The organism is uncultured Pseudoteredinibacter sp. (assembly GCF_947500695.1).
GTDB lineage: Bacteria > Pseudomonadota > Gammaproteobacteria > Pseudomonadales > Cellvibrionaceae > Pseudoteredinibacter.
In genome coordinates, this window is the sequence record NZ_CANMSS010000011.1 from 57,810 (window position 1) to 75,751 (window position 17,942).

Here is a 17,942-nt window from a genome sequence, read left to right on the forward strand (position 1 = left end):
TTTGAAGATTGTGGCGAGTAAAATGAGGGTTTGTAACAGGATAGCGCTAGCCTTGACGGCGGATGCTTTGCCTTTATATTTCCTTAGTTGATAACGAGCTTAATGACTGAATGGCGTTGGTTTTGCGCTGCAGTCACTCTAGATTAGTTTGAGGTTTCAGATGGCCGCGTTTGGTACAGTTTTCATGCCGCAAATGGCACTTTCTCGCTTTGATGGTTCTCGCTGGAGTGAGGCCGAAATGGTCGCTAGCGATAGCATTTCTTTGCATCCCGGCGCCCATGTCTTGCACTATTCGAGCACCTGTTTTGAAGGTTTAAAGGCCTTTAAGCAGCCTGACGGCTCAATCAAGCTTTTCCGTATGGATAAGAATGTAGAGCGTTTCGCCCAAAGTAGCGAGCTGCTGTCATTGCCGTCAATCGATAAGCAGGCCACGGCAAAGATGATCACGGATATCGTTGCATTGTATGCCGATGAAGTCCCTGCTCCACCGGGCTCTATGTATGTTCGCCCAACGCATTTTGGTATCGATCCTGCGATTGGCAAGGCGGCGGCCCCCTCCGAGACCTCATTGCAATATGTTCTATTGTCACCTGTAGGTGAGTACTTCAGCAGCGATGGTGGCGGTTTGCGCTTGTTACTGGATGAAACCGGTATGCGCTGTGCGCCGCATAATGGCATGATCAAAAGTGGCGGCAACTATGCCAGTGCCTTACGCCCAATCATGCAGGCCCGTGATAAGTACAAGGCCGACCAGGTGCTTTTCTGTCCAGGTGGCTTTGCCCAGGAAACCGGTGCTGCGAACTTCTTGTTGATCGACGATGGTGAGGTGATCACCAAGGCACTCGATGAGAGCTTCTTGCACGGTGTTACTCGTGACTCCATTCTTACTCTGGCCAAAGATATGGGGATGAAAGTCTCTGAGCGTGAGCTGTCAGTAGAAGAAATTCTGGAGCGCGCGGCGAAACCAAGCTGTGAGGCGGCCCTTTCTGGTACTGCTGCCGTACTTGCCCCAGTAGGAACCTTTATTCACAACGATAAAGAGTATCAGGTTGCTGATGGCAATGAGGGCCCAGTAACTAAGCAGCTGCGCCAAGCGATGAATGATCTGCAGTGGGGATTGGCTGAAGATAAGCACGGCTGGTTGTTTGACGTATAAGTGCAAATAAGCGCCCGCTGGCATTCTGATTGGGAGCATCTGGCGTCGTAAACCGCCATTCCAGTACGCTTCTTTATGGCCAGAAAGAGCTTGCCGTATAGACGCCGATCACTTTAGTGGTCGGCGTTTTGCCTTTAGGGCTGTTATAATCCGCGCTTTGATGAAGACAAGGCAAATTATCGTGTGGCCCAACTCGGCTAAAAAGAACAGTGAAGGCTATATTGAGGCCCAATTCCGCCAGCAGTTTCGCCCGGCGCATTTGCTTAATTTCCACGCCCTGTGGGAAATGCAGTTTCTTGATATCCACAAAATCTCCTTTCCAGAGACCGGTCAAAGCCTGATCGACCGCTTTGAACTTGATGGTCTAGGTGCCTTTTACATTAAGCGCCAATTGGATCGCAGTGTACGCACTTGGCGTCGTCCCTTTGGCGAGCCAACCTTTGCCCAAGAGCTGCGTAATATTCGCCTGTGCGAACAGTACCATATTCCTACACTAGAGCCGGTTTATTATGGTGAGCGTCAGATGGAGCCAGGGCCGGCGGCAATTCTTATTGTTAGGGCCCTAGATGGCTATCAGTCGCTGCAAGATATTTTGGCAAAATGGTATGGCCTTGAGCGCCATATTCGAGAGTCTATCTTGCTGACGACTGGCAAGGCTTTGGGGCGTATTCATGGTGCAGGTTTAAGCCACCGCCGCCTGCAGGCCGACGATATCATTATCGATCTTACCCAAATTCCCCAGTGGCGTTTGGCAAGCCCGCAATATATAGCGCCTGCTAAAAGCCGTGATCTATTGCTGGAGCTGCAAGGTTTTCTGGCGAGTATTTCCGTAGTTGGTGAAACTGAATTGGATTTCCTGCTAAAAGCCTATATCGAAACTTGCCCGCAGTGGACTGATGTAGGGGCGCTGAAGCAGGCGCTTTTCCCAAGCCGGCAGGCAAGCTAGCTCAGTATTAATTCGAGAATGGTTTATGACAGATCATAGCGCTTCAGAGTCTGGGCAAAAGGCCAGCGGAGCACAAACTTATCGCCGTTTGTTAAGTTATCTTTTACCCCATAAATTTATGCTGACCATGGGTTTGATTGGCTTCGCCATTTTTGCAGCCTCCCAGCCAGCATTGACTAAATTATTTGGTATCTTGGTGGATTCTATCAACGGCGGAGAAAGTGATTATAAAATCATGATCCCGCTTGCCGTTGTGGGTATCTTTTTTATTCGTGGCGTTGGCACTTTTATTGGTAGCTATGCCTTATCAAAAGTCTCTCTGGGGATTGTGCACAATCTACGTGTGCAACTATTTGATCAGTTAACTTTAGCACCCGGAGAGTACTTCGACAGTAATAATTCTGGGCACTTGGTTTCTCGTATTACCTACAACGTTACCCAAGTAACTGATGCCTGTACGGAAGCGATTAAAGTTCTGATTCGCGAAGGTCTAACGGTTATTGTCTTATTGGGATATTTAATCTGGGAAGACTGGAAGCTCACTTTGGTGTTTGTCGCCATCGCTCCTATTCTTGGTTTTATTGTTTCAAAAGTCGGTAAACGTCTACGTCGCCTGTCCAGCAATATCCAGCTGACCATGGGTGATGTTACCCAATCAGCATCTGAAATGATCAATGGTTACAAAGTCATGCGTAGTTTTGGTGGTGAAGACTATGAGCGTGGCCGTTTTGAAAAAGCCAGTGTTGCCAACTTTAAACAGAATTTAAAAATGGTCACGACGGCGGCTATTAATACACCGGTTTTGCAGTTGATCGTCGCTATTGCTTTGGGGGTGCTAATGTACATCGCCCTAAGTTTTATGGGCTCTTCCACCCCGGGTGATTTTATTGCCTACCTAGGTGCGGCGGCCTTGATCCCTAAACCGGTACGCCAGCTCAGCGAAGTTAACTCGAAAATTCAAAAGGGTATCGCCGCGGCCGAAGATATTTTTGCTCAATTAGATGTTGAGCCAGAGCCTGATTATGGCAGCCATACTAGTGAGCGTGTTGCTGGTAATATCGCTATTAAAGATTTAGATTTTGCCTACAATGCCAGTGAAGGAAATGTTCTTAAAAATATCAATTTGAACATTAATGCCGGGCAAACCGTTGCCCTAGTGGGGCGTTCCGGCAGTGGCAAAACGACCTTGGCCAGTTTGATTCCGCGTTTTTATCATCACGAGCAAGGCAGTATTTGCATTGATGATGTTCCACTGAATGACTATCGGCTAGCAAGCCTGCGACAGCAAATTGCTTTGGTGAATCAAGACGTAACTCTATTCAACGATAGCTTGCGCAATAATATTGCCTACGGTGGCCTAGCCGATGTTGGCGAAGAGAAACTTCGCCAAGCGGCTGAGGCGGCACATTGTTGCGAGTTTATTGATCAGTTTAGTGATGGCTTTGATACCTTGGTGGGTGAAGATGGTACACGCCTAAGCGGTGGTCAGCGTCAGCGAATTGCTTTAGCCAGAGCCTTGCTAAAAGATGCGCCGATTTTAATTCTGGATGAAGCCACCTCGGCTTTAGATACTGAATCGGAGCGCAAGATTCAGTCAGCGCTGGATCGCCTGATGGAAAATCGCACTACCATCGTAATTGCGCATCGCTTATCCACCATCGAAAATGCCGATGTTATCGTGGTGATGGAAAAGGGCGAGATTGTAGAGCAGGGTAGCCACCAAGAGCTGCTGGAAAAAAATGGCGCCTATGCCAAGTTGCATGCCATGCAGTTTGGTGAAGAAAATGTAGTGGATTAGAAAGTGCAGTAGAAAGTACAGTAGAATAGGTTTTATAGAGAGTGCGGCGGAATAAAGCACTTACAGCAGTTTTTAGTGCATTTATTAAAGCGCTAAAAACGGCCAGCAATCTATATTTGAGTTGTTTTTGAGGAGAGAATCATGCAGTTAAGCATGCCCCGTTTTGACCAAGGCAATGTGCTGGTGGTTGGCGATGTAATGCTTGATCGTTACTGGCAAGGTGATACCGCCAGAGTATCTCCTGAAGCCCCGGTACCTGTTGTCAATGTAAAGGCGACAGATGATCGTCCAGGTGGTGCCAGTAATGTTGCCATGAATATTGCCGCGCTGGGTGCCGCTGCAAACCTTGCTGGTTTGGTCGGGCGAGATGAAGCAGCTGATAGTCTGCGTGAATCTTTAACTTCTGTTGGTGTGAATTGTCTTTTTAGTGAGGTCGGTGATAAACCGACTATTACCAAGCTACGCGTAGTGAGTCGTCAGCAGCAGCTTTTGCGAATGGATTTCGAAGAGAACTTTGCGCAACAAGACAGTGAATTATTAAGCAATAGTGTTTCGCTGGAAAATGTTCAGGTGCTGTTATTATCGGACTACGCTAAAGGCAGCTTACAGCACTGCCAAGCATTAATTGCCAAAGCTCGCCAAAAAAATATCCCCGTTTTGGTAGACCCTAAAGGGCATGACTTTAAGCGTTATCGCGGCGCTACTTTATTAACGCCAAACTTATCTGAATTTGAAGCCGTTGTTGGGCATTGTGCTAACGAGGCTGAGCTACTGAGTAAAGGTCAGCAGCTTTTGCAAGATTTAGACTTGCAGGCCTTATTAATTACTCGTGGCGAGCAGGGCATGACCTTGCTACAGGCCAATGTTGAAGGTGAATTTCACCTGCCAGCCAAAGCCCGAGAAGTCTTTGATGTAACCGGTGCAGGCGATACGGTTATCGCTGTATTGGCAGCGAGCCTAGCGGCTGGCAGCGAGTTGCCGATGGCGGTGGCCCTAGCGAATGTTGCCGCCGGCATGGTAGTGGCCAAGTTGGGCACGGCTACAATCTCCGCTCCTGAATTGCGCCAGGCAATCAGCGAAGGCCAAGAGGTGGAATGCGGTGTTGTCAATGAAGAGCAGCTAATATTGGCGTTACGCGAAGCCAAAGCGCGGGGTGAAAAAGTTGTTTTTACCAATGGCTGCTTTGATATTTTGCACGCCGGCCACGTTGGTTACCTAGCCGATGCTCGCGACCTAGGTGATCGTTTAGTTGTGGCTATTAATAGTGATGAATCGGTCTCACGCTTAAAAGGTCCTTCAAGACCAATTAATCCGGTTGATCGTCGCATGGCGGTCTTGGCGGGCTTATCGGCTGTTGATTGGGTGCTGTCGTTTGCTGACGATACTCCAGAGCGTTTACTAGAACTAATCCAGCCCGACGTGCTAGTAAAGGGCGGCGACTACAGTGAAGAGCAAGTCGTAGGCTGGGAAATTGTTAAAGCCAATGGTGGTGAAGTTAAAGTGCTAAGCTTTTTCGACAACTGCTCAACCACAGCCATCGTAGAAAAAGTCATCGCTGACGCCGATAAATAAACAGCCGCTACACAACGGGGTCAGATCCCAAGGGATCTGACCCCGCTCGAAGCCGAGATCTTTAAGGCCCACCTTTCCCATCTTAAAAACCACCAATTCTTAACTCAGCCTTTCTCGTGGTCAATATAAATTTACCGCCAGCAAAGTCGGCTTATAGTAAACAAAATCGCAAACGCCCAAACAGCATGCTTCTACCTAACGAACGGGGTCAGATCCCAAGGGATCTGACCCCAAATCGAAGCCACGTTCCTAACCACTCTAAATCCGCCGCCAAAGCACTTAAACCCATAAACCTCTCACTTAAACGGCTTTTGCTGTGCTCTCATCGCTATATAAACTCGAACTGTTATAGTATAACGTTTTGCTATACCCCTAAAAAACCAATAAGTAGGAACTTGCTATGAACAACACAGGGCTATTGCGCTCTTTGAAGCTCATGCTGCTTGGTACGGCTTGTGCTATTAGCGTCCCGAGTTTTGCTGAAGAGAAAGAGGATCAGGCGCCACTTTCCAGTGCGACCTTTAAAGGCTTAGAACTGCGCAACATTGGGCCGGGCTTTATGTCGGGTCGTATCGCTGATATTGCTATCGATCCAAAAGATACCAGCACCTGGTATGTTGGCGTTGGCTCTGGCGGTGTTTGGAAAACCAAAAACGCGGGCATTAGCTGGAAGCCTATTTTTGATGGGCAGCCGGTTTATTCAATCGGTGCGGTGGTTCTAGATCCAAGCAACAGTAACACTGTGTGGGTAGGCAGTGGTGAGAACGTAGGCGGTCGCCATATCAGTTTCGGTGACGGCGTTTATGTTAGTCACAATGGCGGTGCTAAGTGGACCAATGTGGGGTTGAAAGACTCTGGCCATATCTCCGAAATTATTGTTCACCCGAAAGACCCAAACACCGTATGGGTTGCTGCTCAAGGCCCGCTTTGGAAAAAGGGCGGTCAGCGCGGTTTATTTAAAACCACAGATGGCGGTAAAAACTGGAAGCAGGTTTTGGGTGATAAAGAATGGGTTGGTGTAACCGATCTTGTGATCGATCCTCGAAACCCCGATGTGCTTTATGCAGCTACCTGGCAGCGTCATCGTACCGTAGCGGCCTATTATGGCGGCGGCCCAGGCTCTGGTCTGCACAAATCTAGTGATGGTGGTGAAACTTGGCAAAAGCTCGAACAAGGTTTGCCTAAAGAGGAAATGGGGAAAATTGGTCTAGCTATTTCACCAATTGATCCTGATGTTGTTTATGCGGCTATTGAATTGAAGCAGCGCACTGGCGCCGTATTTCGTTCAGCAGATCGCGGAGCTTCTTGGGTTAAAGGTGCTGATGCGGTAGCGGGTGGTACTGGCCCTCACTATTATCAGGAGCTTTATGCTAGCCCCCATTACTTTGATCATATTTATCTTGCAGGTGTTCGCATGCAGGAGTCAAAAGATGGCGGCAAAACGTTCGCGGCAATGAAAGAAGCCCATAAACACAGTGATAACCACGCCATGGAATTTATCGCCGGCGATAAAGACTACATGATGGTGGGCTCTGATGGTGGCTTATATGAGAGCTTTGATTTAGGCGAGCATTGGCGATTCCATAAAAACCTACCTATTACTCAATACTATAAAGTGGCCTTAGATGATGCTAAGCCGTTTTATAATATTTATGGTGGTACTCAAGATAATAACTCCCAAGGTGGCCCTTCGCGTACCGATAGCGAGCACGGCATTCTAAATTCTGATTGGGAGGTCATTCTATTTGGTGATGGTCATCAGCCGGCGACTGAGCCGGGTAACCCCGATATTGTTTATGCTGAATGGCAGCAGGGCAATTTGACACGCTATGATCGCACTACTGGTGAAATGGTTTATATCCAGCCGCAGCCTGGAAAAGGCGAAGGTCCAGAGCGTTATAATTGGGATGCGCCCATTTTAGTGAGCCCCCATAAGCCAACGCGTTTGTACTTTGCATCGCACCGTGTTTGGAAATCTGAAGATCGCGGTGATACTTGGACAGCGATTTCGGGCGATCTCACTAAAAATCTAAAGCGTATAGAACAGCCAATTATGGGCAGCACTCAAGGTTGGGATGGTGCTTGGGATATTTATGCGATGTCCCAGTACAGCACCATCACTTCTTTAGCGGAATCACCTGTGCAAGAAGGCTTGATCTATGCCGGCACAGACGATGGTCGCATTCAAGTGACCGATAATGGTGGTGAAAATTGGCGTAAGATCGACATCAACAAACTGCCGGGCGTGCCTAAGACGGCCTTTGTTAATGACATCAAGGCCGATATGTTTGATGCCGATACAGTTTATGTAGCCTTAGACAATCATAAGTTTGGTGATTACAAACCTTATCTCTATAAAAGTAGCAACCGCGGTAAATCTTGGAAGTCCATGGCCGGCGATCTGCCTGCTAAGCACCTGGTATGGCGTTTAGTACAAGATCATGTTGATGCGAATTTGTTCTTCTTGGGCACCGAGTTCGGACTGTTCTTCAGCATCGACGCTGGTGAAAAATGGGTTAAATTGCAGGGCAATGTTCCAACAATTTCTTTCCGTGATTTGGCAATTCAACGTCGTGAAAATGATTTGGTAGGCGCAAGCTTTGGTCGCGGCTTCTTTGTGCTGGATGACTATAGCGCTCTGCGTAATCTAACTGAGCAGCAGTTAGAGCAAGAGTCTTTATTATTCCCGGCGCGTGATGCACTTTGGTACATAGAGCGTAGCCCATTAGGGGGTGATGAAATTGGCTCCCAAGGCGAAAATACCTATCGTGCCCCCAACCCTGAGTTTGGTGCGACATTCACCTATTACTTAAAAGACGATATTAAGAGCTTAAAGGAAATTCGTCAGGCCAAAGAAAAGGCCCAGAAGAAAGCGAAGAAAGCCCTTAAAGTACCGTCTTGGGATTCCTTAGCCGCCGAAGAGCGTCAGCAGCAACCTAGCTTGTGGTTCACCATTCGTGATGAGCGGGGCAATGTTGTACGCAAGATGCAAGGCAAGGCGAAAAAAGGTATTCAGCGTGTAACTTGGGATCTTCGTTGGCCTGGCCATCAGGCGGTAGGTTTGCAGGGCGATTATTTTGATCCTGTACCTAGAGGCCCCATGGTCGCGCCAGGTAATTACACCGTGAGCATGAGCAAGGAAGTTGATGGCGTAATTACTGAGCTTCAAGCGGCCCAGTCATTTAAAGTCGTTCAAATGCATAAGCGTGGCGCACTAAAAGATGTCGATGGTGCAAAAGTGGCGGCCTTCTGGAAAGAACTGGCTTCTGTGCAGCGTGTCTCTACCGCCACCGCTAAGGCACTTGCCGATTCGGTGAAACGTTTAGATTTGCTTGAGCAGTCCCTGGATCGCACGGTAGTCGCGCTAGGTGAGCATGATGCTAAGTTCGCCGCCCTGCGTGCCGAATTGTTAGCCTTGGACAGCCGTTTGAATGGCAATCCAGCTAAGAACAAGGTCGGAGCTTGGAATGGCGTGGGCATCAATGACCGTTTATTTCATGCTCAAATCGGCACCTTCCGTTCAACCTATGGCCCAACTCCAGCGATTGAGCAGAGTGTTGCTATTGCTAAGGGAGAGCTGGGTGAGTTGCGTGATGCTTTGGAAGAGCTGCGCAATACTAAGATTCCAGCTTTTGAGCAGCAGCTGCAAGCGCTAGGTGCCCCTTGGGTTCCTGGGCAGCCACTGCCTAAGTTGTAATCACTCGGCTTTAATATCGGGGTCAGAACCCATAGGGTTCTGACCCCATCCTTCCTTCGTATTCAGCCTAATACCAAAAATCACGCCCTTCGACCGAAATTCACTTTTTCTCTCTAATCGAAGCTCAGCCCTTCTAAGATACAAACTCAACAAACACATTGAGTACTGAAGGAGCACCACCATGTTAGAGCGTTTTTCACAGTTTGATAGCACAGCCTTATGGACCGAACACGGGGCTTTCTTGTTGATCTTTATTCCCTTGTTTTTGGCGATCTACTTTTTACCGAGTTTAGTTGCCTTTGTATTGCGGCGCGAAAGCAAGAAAAAGATTTTACTGGCGAATATTCCAGCAGGCTTATCTTGGATTGCCTGGTTTGGCGTCTTAGCTTGGGCAGTGAGTGGTAAGCAGGAAGAGGAAAAATGTTAATTGCCGTTTACCTAGGGGCCTGGGCATTGCTATGCTGCCTAGAAGAAATTAATCAGCAACAATGGTTATCATGGATATGTCACAGCGCCTTAGCGTTTGGCTGGCTGAATGTCGCCAGCCAAGCACTGCCTATAAAATTGCCTGCTTTATTATTGTATTAGTTCATGTCAGCAGTGGCTTTATTCTTATGGAGCTTTTCCTAGAGGACATTGCTAGGGATCGTTTAATGCTGCTGCTTCGTCTTCTGGGCGAGTCTCTAATGATCGTGGTAATCTGCCATGTTTGTATGCGGCCTTTTCTTCGATTAGGAATCCTGCGTTCAGGGCTAAATGGAACTTCATTTGCGGGCCTATTCCTCTATTGTGTTCCAGTTGCGGGTGCTATGTCATTGTTAATGTATGGCATCGCCAGTGTTTCGGATTTTTCGGATTTTGATATCGATAGTATCCAGTTTACTAATAAAGCCGGTGAGACCTCTAGCCACAATCGATCTACTTCAGCCTATGTGATTTATGCGGGGCAGCAATATGCATTTCTTCTCTTTTGGGCTGCGGTATATCTATCTTGGCATTTCTATCGCAAGCGTGTTGAATTATCTCGTGAGCTTGAAATCGCACGTTTACAGCAATTAGCAAACCAGATAAACCCCCATTTTCTATTCAATACGCTCAATAGTATTCGAGCCTTGGTTTACTCTGATCAAGATAAAGCGGCCGAAACCATTACCCAGCTTTCAGAGCTAATGCGAGTTCATATGCACGCCGAGGTTGCAACGCTTAGCCGTTTTGAGCAAGAGTGCGAACTAGCTGAGAGTTACTTAAAAATTGAACTGCTGAGGTTGCAGGAGCGCTTAACCGTTAGATGGGATGTAGCGCCCAATATCGGTACGGTGCAGATACCAAGCTTGGTATTGCTTACCCTATTAGAAAACGCCGTTAAATATGGTATCGCGCCTTCAAGTAAAGCTGGCGTAATCGATATTGAAGCGAAGCTAGTTGACGAAGGTCGCTTCCGTTTAACGGTTAGCAATAGCTTGCCCGAAAAGAGTGCCGAAAAAGGTAATGGTATTGGATTAAAAAATATCGAGAAACGTCTGCAGCTACTCTATGCTGATCAAGCTACACTATCCATCAAACATGCACAGCAGTTTACTGCTGTAGTGGAGATTCCAATACCATGAAGTTATTGATTGTTGATGATGAGCCGCTCGCTCGCCAAGAGCTAGAGCGCCTACTGGGTCGCTATGATGATATAAGCTCGCTTAAACAGGCTGCCAATGGCAAAGAGGCACTGGAGATCCTACAGCAAGAGAGTTTCGATACCGTCTTTGTTGATATACGTATGCCCGAAATGGACGGTATCGAGTTGGTAGCCAGTGCCGGAAACAAAAGCTTGTTTGTGTTCTGTACCGCATACAGTCAACACGCGCTTGAAGCCTTCGACTTAAATGCCTTTGATTATCTGTTAAAGCCTGTTAATCCTAGTCGCTTAGACCAGGTCATTGCTAAGGTACGCTTGGCATTAGCTGACAAGTCTTATCACGGCCAGCAAGAAAAGGCGGCCTCAGTAGAACAGCTACCAGAAAGCCATGGTTTTCTCCTAAAATTTGGGCACGACTACCGAATAGTGCGTTTGCAAGATGTTCAGCGATTTGAAGCGGTTGGCAATCATGTGGCCGTTCACCTGGAAAGTGAAAAATCTTTTATACAAAGCTCTTTAAGTCGTCTAGAAGAAAAGTTAGATAGTAATGTGTTTTTCAAGGCGAGTCGCAGCGACATTGTCCGTGTAGATGCAATTGCTCAGGTGGAAGAAGGTATGAGCACGGGCAGCTTGATGTTGATGCTCAAAAACGGGCAGGAAATAGAGGTGAGTCGAAGACAGGTACAGGCTCTAAAAAAACAATTTAGTCTGTAACTTAATATAAGTCTAATTAACAGCAGCTGAGTCTTTCTCGGTGGATTCGCGGTATCTTTCAAGCGCTGGCTGAATGTGGTTTTCTACCCTTTCTTGTACGATGTGCTGTAACTCTTTAGGGTAGGCATTTAGAATGAAATCCTGTACATATTTCGGGTCCTTTAATAATCTGTAGATTACCCTATTACTATCCTTAATAATTTGCCTACCCAGTTCAGTATTGCTGCACGTAATGTAGCCTATTGGTATTAACTCCTCGAGCTCTTTAATGGGAAGGCTTATCAAGCCTTTGGCCTGAAGGTTGGTTTCCCAACTTCTCTTTGCACTTGGGTAATCAATGGTGAAGTCAATTCGATTCTTTTGAAGTAGTGTCAATAACTCCTTTCCTACTTGTGAGCTACTGCGGGTTAATAGGTTTTCCTCAGTTCCGTGTTCTCGAAAAATCTCATCTAGTATTTTTCCCATTGTGCGCGAGGGAACCCCAAGTCTAGAGTCTCCATCTTTTAAGATTTTATGGAGTGGAACTGGAACACCGTATTTACTGAGCTTTTGGGCATTTTTTTCAAATGTAATAATAACGTCTGAAAAACCAGTGAAATGGGGTATGGATTGAATCGCAATTTTATTGAATGCGTCTGTACGCCGCATCGTTGAATGACAGTAATCACCGGTAGATAACAACCGAAAAAAACGCTGCTGATTTACCAAGGTGGGTGAGCTATGACGGTATTGAGGTAATTCTTTTATGAAACGGTTTCGTATCCGATCTACATACCCTTTGCCTTTGTTGGGGCCATAGGAAATTTCAAACGGTGGAATGTCGAGCGCCACCCAATTAATAACGGGTTTGTCTTCATAGGCATAAGAGTAAGACGAGAGGACTAGGGTGCCAAGTAGTGATAGCTGCACCATCAAATAGATTGATTGTACATCGGAAAAAATACAGTTTTTAATGCGCAAAAGTCTACTCCTGTTTATAGATTCACTGTAGTACGTGATCTATAAACAGGCAAATAATAAGTTCACTGTATCTTAGGTCTAGCTGGAAAAATGTTCTTTAACTACCGGTTAGCGGCAAGAATCATATCCGATGCCTTTTCAGCTATCATCATGGTCGGCGCGTTAGTATTGCCGCTAACTACAGTTGGCATAATCGAGGCGTCGATAACTCGCAAGCCTTCTACGCCATGAACGCAAAGGTTGTCATCAACTACCGCCATTTCATCATTACCCATTTTGCAAGTACCTACAGGGTGGTAGATGTGGCTGGCATTTTCACGAATATAAGCTTCAATCTCTTCATCGCTTTGGCGGGCAGATCCCGGGGTGATTTCAGCACCGCTGACTTTGCGCAAGGCTTCCCCTTGTAATAATTCGCGACCACGTTTTACGGCGGCGACTAGCAAGTTCATATCTTCAGCTTCGCTGAGAAGATTCAAATCGATAACAGGATCATCAGTCGCATTTTTACTGGCCAAGGTAACGCTGCCACGACTCTTCGGGCGCAATACACAGACATGTAAGCTATGACCATAAATACTGTAAAAGCTGGTGTCACGTCCATGGTCGCCCATCGCGGCAGGCGAGAAATGTAACTGAATATCGGGTCGTTCAGCGCTTTCTCCAACTTTGATAAAGCCACCGGCTTCAGCCACAGTAGAAGTTAAATTGCCGCGACGAGCAAAAATAAATTGGAAAAAAGCTTTGGTAGAATTCCATAGTGCTTTAGGGCGAGTGAGCGCCAAGCTAGTACCGGTATTTTCCTTGGTGGTGATCAATACATCGGCATGCTCTTGTAAGTTTTGCCCGACGCCCGGCAATTCATGCACAGTTTCAATGCCATGCTTATCAAGCTCAACTTTGTCGCCAATACCTGATAGCTGCAATAACTGTGGAGAGCCAAAGGCACCCGAGCTAATTAGAACTTCTTTATTGGCCTTTAATATGCGGCGCTGATTCCCTTCAATAATCTCAACACCAACTGCGCATTTCCCCTCAAAGATAATCTTGCTGGCATGTACCTTACTGATCAGTGTTAAATTACTGCGTTCTTTAAGTACTGGGTGAAGATAGGCCGCTGCAGCACTATGGCGCAAGCCGTTTTTCTGAGTAGCTTGAAACCAACCAACACCTTCTTGTTCGGCACCATTAAAATCCTGAGTCGCTTTTTCACCTTGCTCTACGGCAGAATCGATAAAGGCCTGGCTCAAGGCATGCTGACTGCGCGAATCGGCCACATTTAGTGGGCCGCCAGTACCATGCAATTCATTAGCACCACGCTCTTGGTGTTGCGAACGCTTAAAATAGGGCAGTACTTCTTCAAAACTCCAGCCCTTATTCCCAGCGGCCGCCCAGCTATCGTAATCTTCCTTCTGACCGCGCACATAAAGCATGGCATTGATCGAGCTACTACCACCCAGCACCTTACCCCTTGGGCAATAAATCTCTCTGCCATTAAGGGTTTTCTGTGCACTGGAGTTATAACACCAGTTAAACAAGCCGCCCGCTAAACTGGCCAAAACCCCGAGCGGGGTATAAACCAATGGATTGCGATCACTACCGCCGGCTTCAATCAAACAAACGCGATTTTTAGGATCGGCCGATAGGCGATTGGCCAAAACACAGCCCGCCGAACCGGCGCCAACGATAATGTAATCGTACATAGGGGGAGCTCACTCTTTATATTTATCTCATGGGCTATGGTAATGAAAGTGGTTCGCAATTGAATGTATTGTTTTGACACTTGGTGCCAGATTTTGAGTTCTAGTAATGGGTTGACCGGGCCGGTCTCTAAGGTGGTGTAGATTGGTGGCATATTGAAGATTGTTGCGCAGTAGATTTTAGTTCTTGTGGGAGTAGATTTGAAACCGTAGAGAGGTATGACCAATTTTCCCGGAGAAAATTTGGGCTTGGCCGAAGGCTGAGCACCCGGATGGTGCGAATCCACGCCTCGAAGTCGAGCGCCCGCGGATGGTTTAAGCGTGTTTCAAATCTGCTTCCACAAGGACTGAAATCGGGCAGTCTCAGCCATTGTTCATAGTCTGCATATAACTCTCAACATTCCCCACCAAATGCTGCAAATTAATCGTCCCAATAATCGCCGCCGTCGCGCCAGGATGCGAAAAAACAAACTTCATACTTTCCGCAACACCACTAGCTTGATTGTTATGGGCAATGTGCCCACTGGCTAATGCTTTTTTGATAAGAGCTGTTTTATGATTAGCGGCACAAAAATCCAATACCTCAGCCTCAGCTGTTTCATTCAAATTGTAAGTAATCATCACACAGTCTGATTGCTTTGCAGCAGCAATGCCACCGGCAACCGTTTTGGTAGACATGCCCGTGGCACGAATTAGACCAGCTTGTTTTAGCTCAGCGAGTGCTTCCAAACCACCCTGAGAAATAACATCTAAATCATTGCCATCAGAATGTAGCAGAAGCATATCAATATAATCCGTATTCAAACGCCTTAAACTACGCTCAACACTTTTACGAATATGCTCAGGTCGAAAGTCAAAACTGGATTCACCATTATCGAACTCTTCACCTGCCTTACTAACAATCACCCAATCTTCACGTTGCCCCTTTAAAAGCTTACCTAAACGCTCCTCGCTACTGCCATAAGCTGGCGCAGTATCGATAAGATTTATCCCGCAGGATTTTGCAGTGGCTAATAACTCTTTCGCCTCGGCATCACTCGGTAACTCGAAAGCACTTGGATATTTTACCCCCTGATTCCGGCCAAGCTTCACCGTGCCAAGTCCCAGAGGACTGATATTAAAGTCTAAGCCTGGGGCGTTTTTTTGAGGAAGCAGAACATGGCTCATGAGCTAAGGTCTTCTTTGGATGGAAAAAGTTTATCCCAAGGTGCTTTAGAAATTTTAGCTTCGGGTAAATTGGGTAGAGTAGATTGTTGGCTTAGAGTTTGATCCGCCGCTTTAAGTTGCTCGATAGCTTGATCGGCAAAGTTCGGGCTAAGCGCCAGTTTAGTAGGCCAGCCGACGATAACATTATTAATGCCTGCGGCACATTCGGCAAAGGCCTTGTCTGGTCTTACCAAACCCTTCTGCCTAGGCTCAGCGCGATTAATGGGAAGGCTGCACCATTGGGCCTTACTAAAATCCAGCCAAGGGAATAATTCAGCCAGCTCTTGCTTGGCCTGGTCAATGAGTTCTTCAGGGCTTTGCTTAGCGCCAGCTTCTGCCAGGCTGCCGCCCAAATACCATACCTGCTCGCCATCTTCGCAAGAGTGACTAGAGATGGTTAAGCGTGGAGTGCTCTCAGCACCCATACAATGGCCATAAAAACGAAAAGGTAAGTTATGTTTTACGCAGACCTGCTGCAATGGCCTTAGCTGCATGGTGGGTTTTTTCAGGCCTAGGTTTTCCAGTAAAGTGGCATTAGCTTCGCCAGCGCAAAATACAAAATTATTGGCTTGAATAATCTGTTCTTCACCATCTTCATCGGTGAGGCAAAGCTGTGCGTTATCAGCTTCTTTAAGCCAGTGGTGCTTGCTTGGTAGTTTAAAAATTCTCTCCCGATAAGGCTCGCTAAGTGCCTTAAGTAATGAAGGCGTATCTACAACGATATCCAAAAGTTTATAGACTTGTGCACTACTTTGGCCTTGGAAGAGCGCGGGTAAATCCGCGCCTTTCACTTGCTCCACGCGCCCGCGTGTAAGTTTGCTGGCAAAGAAAGTACTGATCTTAGAGCTGCTCAGCTGGCTAGAAAACATATAGAAGTCTTCGCTCAGCAGCTTGGCAGATTGTAAGTTGATTTCGCCCGTGCCAGCAAAGCACTCACCCCAGCGGCGGGGCATATCAGCAATCGCCTCGGAGGCACCGCTAAGTGCGCCAGCTAGGGTGTACTTGATGCCGCCATGAATCATTCCTTGTGAAGCTAAGGTTTGCCCAGCGCCAAGAGCCTCTCGCTCAAATAATGCACAGTGCCTGCCCTGTTGCTGCAGGCGGTTTAGTAGCCATAAGCCAGCAATGCCGCCGCCGATAATGGCGGTATCCAGTTTGATGGGGGCTGATGCCATAGGTCTTTGAGCCTCGAGTGCTGAGCTGCGTGCAGCTACTGTATGGTATTGGCAGATTGCTTTATTATAACGTGAATTAATTAAGAGTCTGCTTTAGCCCGATGCGTTTTTTCTACAGCCTAATCTTTTACCTTGCCCTGCCGGCCGTTTTACTGCGCTTGCTGTGGCGTGCCATCAAGGCGCCGGCCTACGCTAAGCGATGGCAGGAGCGTTTTGGGCTGTTTCCAAAGCTTACAGATTCGCGCCCAGTGATATGTTTGCACTCGGTATCGGTAGGCGAGACGATCGCGGCCAGCCCGCTGATAAAGCGCCTGTTAGAGGACTACCCTGATCATCAGCTAATGGTGACTACAACTACACCGACTGGCTCGGCTTTACTGCAGGATCGTTTTGCAGGCCAACTGGCGCATGTGTACTTGCCTTATGATCTGCCCGATGCTGTCGCACGCTTTTTAAATAAACTAGAGCCAGAGCTTATGTTGGTAATGGAGACCGAGCTGTGGCCTAACTTATTGGCGGCTTGTAAAAAGCGAGGCATACCCAGTTTGCTACTAAATGGGCGTTTATCAGAGCGCTCGGCGAAGGGCTATCAGCGGGTTTCCGCCTTAAGTGCTCCAATGTTCGCTGCCTTAAGCGGGGTGTATGCCCAAAGTGAAGCAGATCGGCAGCGCTTTATTAGTACAGGTGCAAAGGCTGAAAGCACGGTTGTCAGTGGCAATATCAAATTTGATTTGCAATTAAATAATGAGCTGCGTGAGCAGGCCAAAAAACTAAAGCAGCAGTGGCGCGAATGCTCAGCGGGTAAAGAAAAATTCCTCATTGCCGCCGCTTCCACTCATCCGGGCGAAGATGAAATTATCCTTGAAGCGTTTGGCCAGCTGCTACAGCAGGAGCCACAGGCCCGTTTGTTGCTGGTTCCTCGTCACCCCGAGCGTTTTAATGAGGTTGCTCGCTTAATTGAAGAGCAAGGCCTGAACATGCAGCGCCGCAGTGAAACTAAAAGCAGCAAGGCCCTAGAAGATAACTGCCAAGTTATCTTGGGGGACACCATGGGGGAAATGTTGTGTTTCTTTGGCGCTGTTGATGCTGCATTTATTGGTGGCAGTTTGGTGGATCGCGGCGGTCACAATATGATTGAGGCCGCAGCATGGGGCTTACCCATCGTTACCGGTAAAAGCTGTTTTAACTTTGTAGAGGCGAATAGTCTTTTGCAAACAGCTGGTGCATTGCTGCAAGTGGAAAATGCTGCAGAGTTGGCCGATCACTGGAAGCGATTAATGAATGAGCCCGAGCAGGTAAAAACTATGTCGACGGCTGCCCTAGAGGTTGCTGAAAATAATCGCGGAGCTTTAGATAAAATGATGATGGGCATTGCTGCCCATCTAAAATAA

13 protein-coding genes are annotated in these 17,942 nt (G+C 47.4%); 9 read left to right on the top strand and 4 right to left on the bottom strand.

Annotated features, from left to right (window positions below; all coding sequences use genetic code 11):
• The first annotated feature begins 160 nt into the window (after positions 1–160).
• The 8 genes from Q1A08_RS17530 (at position 161) to Q1A08_RS17565 (ending at position 11,510) form a co-directional block, all read left to right on the top strand.
• Positions 161–1,156: a branched-chain amino acid aminotransferase gene (locus tag Q1A08_RS17530; protein WP_299775304.1), complete on the top strand. Its 996-nt coding sequence runs from the start codon at positions 161–163 to the stop codon at positions 1,154–1,156.
• Positions 1,157–1,337: 181 nt separating this feature from the next.
• Positions 1,338–2,102 (top strand): lipopolysaccharide kinase InaA family protein, encoded by a 765-nt coding sequence (locus tag Q1A08_RS17535; protein ID WP_299775306.1) that lies wholly within the window; start codon positions 1,338–1,340, stop codon positions 2,100–2,102.
• A gap of 25 nt (positions 2,103–2,127) precedes the next feature.
• Positions 2,128–3,900, top strand: coding sequence for a lipid A export permease/ATP-binding protein MsbA (msbA, locus tag Q1A08_RS17540; protein ID WP_299775308.1), 1,773 nt, complete (start codon positions 2,128–2,130; stop codon positions 3,898–3,900).
• Positions 3,901–4,041: 141 nt separating this feature from the next.
• Positions 4,042–5,472 (top strand): bifunctional D-glycero-beta-D-manno-heptose-7-phosphate kinase/D-glycero-beta-D-manno-heptose 1-phosphate adenylyltransferase HldE, encoded by a 1,431-nt coding sequence (hldE, locus tag Q1A08_RS17545; RefSeq protein WP_299775310.1) that lies wholly within the window; start codon positions 4,042–4,044, stop codon positions 5,470–5,472.
• Positions 5,473–5,872: 400 nt separating this feature from the next.
• Complete coding sequence (locus Q1A08_RS17550) at positions 5,873–9,169, top strand: glycosyl hydrolase (protein ID WP_299775312.1); 3,297 nt, start codon at positions 5,873–5,875, stop codon at positions 9,167–9,169.
• Between the two features lie 181 nt (positions 9,170–9,350).
• On the top strand, positions 9,351–9,596 hold the full coding sequence (locus tag Q1A08_RS17555) for a superinfection immunity protein (RefSeq protein WP_299775314.1): 246 nt from the start codon (positions 9,351–9,353) through the stop codon (positions 9,594–9,596).
• A 76-nt stretch (positions 9,597–9,672) separates the two neighbouring features.
• Entirely contained in the window at positions 9,673–10,776 is a 1,104-nt protein-coding gene (locus Q1A08_RS17560; RefSeq protein ID WP_299775316.1) for a histidine kinase, read from the top strand.
• Positions 10,773–11,510, top strand: coding sequence for a LytTR family DNA-binding domain-containing protein (locus tag Q1A08_RS17565; RefSeq protein WP_299775318.1), 738 nt, complete (start codon positions 10,773–10,775; stop codon positions 11,508–11,510). Before Q1A08_RS17560 ends, Q1A08_RS17565 begins: the two co-directional genes overlap by 4 nt.
• A 12-nt stretch (positions 11,511–11,522) precedes the next feature.
• On the opposite strand, the gene Q1A08_RS17570 is transcribed toward Q1A08_RS17565, so the two are convergent.
• From Q1A08_RS17570 to Q1A08_RS17585, 4 genes are all read right to left on the bottom strand, one after another.
• Positions 11,523–12,470, bottom strand: a complete 948-nt coding sequence (locus Q1A08_RS17570) for a hypothetical protein (protein ID WP_299775320.1) — start codon at positions 12,468–12,470, stop codon at positions 11,523–11,525.
• A gap of 101 nt (positions 12,471–12,571) precedes the next feature.
• On the bottom strand, positions 12,572–14,173 hold the full coding sequence (locus tag Q1A08_RS17575; RefSeq protein WP_299775322.1) for a choline dehydrogenase: 1,602 nt from the start codon (positions 14,171–14,173) through the stop codon (positions 12,572–12,574).
• Positions 14,174–14,533: 360 nt separating this feature from the next.
• On the bottom strand, positions 14,534–15,337 hold the full coding sequence (locus Q1A08_RS17580) for an aldo/keto reductase (RefSeq protein WP_299775324.1): 804 nt from the start codon (positions 15,335–15,337) through the stop codon (positions 14,534–14,536).
• Positions 15,334–16,551, bottom strand: coding sequence for an FAD-dependent oxidoreductase (locus Q1A08_RS17585; RefSeq protein WP_299775326.1), 1,218 nt, complete (start codon positions 16,549–16,551; stop codon positions 15,334–15,336). Before Q1A08_RS17585 ends, Q1A08_RS17580 begins: the two co-directional genes overlap by 4 nt.
• Before the next feature lie 101 nt (positions 16,552–16,652).
• Here Q1A08_RS17585 and waaA point away from each other — a divergent pair, with 101 nt between their 5' ends.
• Positions 16,653–17,942, top strand: coding sequence for a lipid IV(A) 3-deoxy-D-manno-octulosonic acid transferase (waaA, locus tag Q1A08_RS17590; RefSeq protein ID WP_299775327.1), 1,290 nt, complete (start codon positions 16,653–16,655; stop codon positions 17,940–17,942).

What these genes read in the sequence shown, in the direction of transcription:
- Q1A08_RS17565 (WP_299775318.1), top strand. Translation starts at nt 10,773, where the DNA reads ATGAAGTTATTGATTGTTGATGATGAGCCGCTCGCTCGCCAAGAGCTA.
- hldE (WP_299775310.1), top strand. Translation starts at nt 4,042, where the DNA reads ATGCAGTTAAGCATGCCCCGTTTTGACCAAGGCAATGTGCTGGTGGTT.
- Q1A08_RS17530 (WP_299775304.1), top strand. Translation starts at nt 161, where the DNA reads ATGGCCGCGTTTGGTACAGTTTTCATGCCGCAAATGGCACTTTCTCGC.
- Q1A08_RS17550 (WP_299775312.1), top strand. Translation starts at nt 5,873, where the DNA reads ATGAACAACACAGGGCTATTGCGCTCTTTGAAGCTCATGCTGCTTGGT.
- Q1A08_RS17575 (WP_299775322.1), bottom strand. Translation starts at nt 14,173, where the DNA reads ATGTACGATTACATTATCGTTGGCGCCGGTTCGGCGGGCTGTGTTTTG.
- Q1A08_RS17560 (WP_299775316.1), top strand. Translation starts at nt 9,673, where the DNA reads ATGTCACAGCGCCTTAGCGTTTGGCTGGCTGAATGTCGCCAGCCAAGC.
- waaA (WP_299775327.1), top strand. Translation starts at nt 16,653, where the DNA reads ATGCGTTTTTTCTACAGCCTAATCTTTTACCTTGCCCTGCCGGCCGTT.
- Q1A08_RS17555 (WP_299775314.1), top strand. Translation starts at nt 9,351, where the DNA reads ATGTTAGAGCGTTTTTCACAGTTTGATAGCACAGCCTTATGGACCGAA.
- msbA (WP_299775308.1), top strand. Translation starts at nt 2,128, where the DNA reads ATGACAGATCATAGCGCTTCAGAGTCTGGGCAAAAGGCCAGCGGAGCA.
- Q1A08_RS17585 (WP_299775326.1), bottom strand. Translation starts at nt 16,551, where the DNA reads ATGGCATCAGCCCCCATCAAACTGGATACCGCCATTATCGGCGGCGGC.
- Q1A08_RS17580 (WP_299775324.1), bottom strand. Translation starts at nt 15,337, where the DNA reads ATGAGCCATGTTCTGCTTCCTCAAAAAAACGCCCCAGGCTTAGACTTT.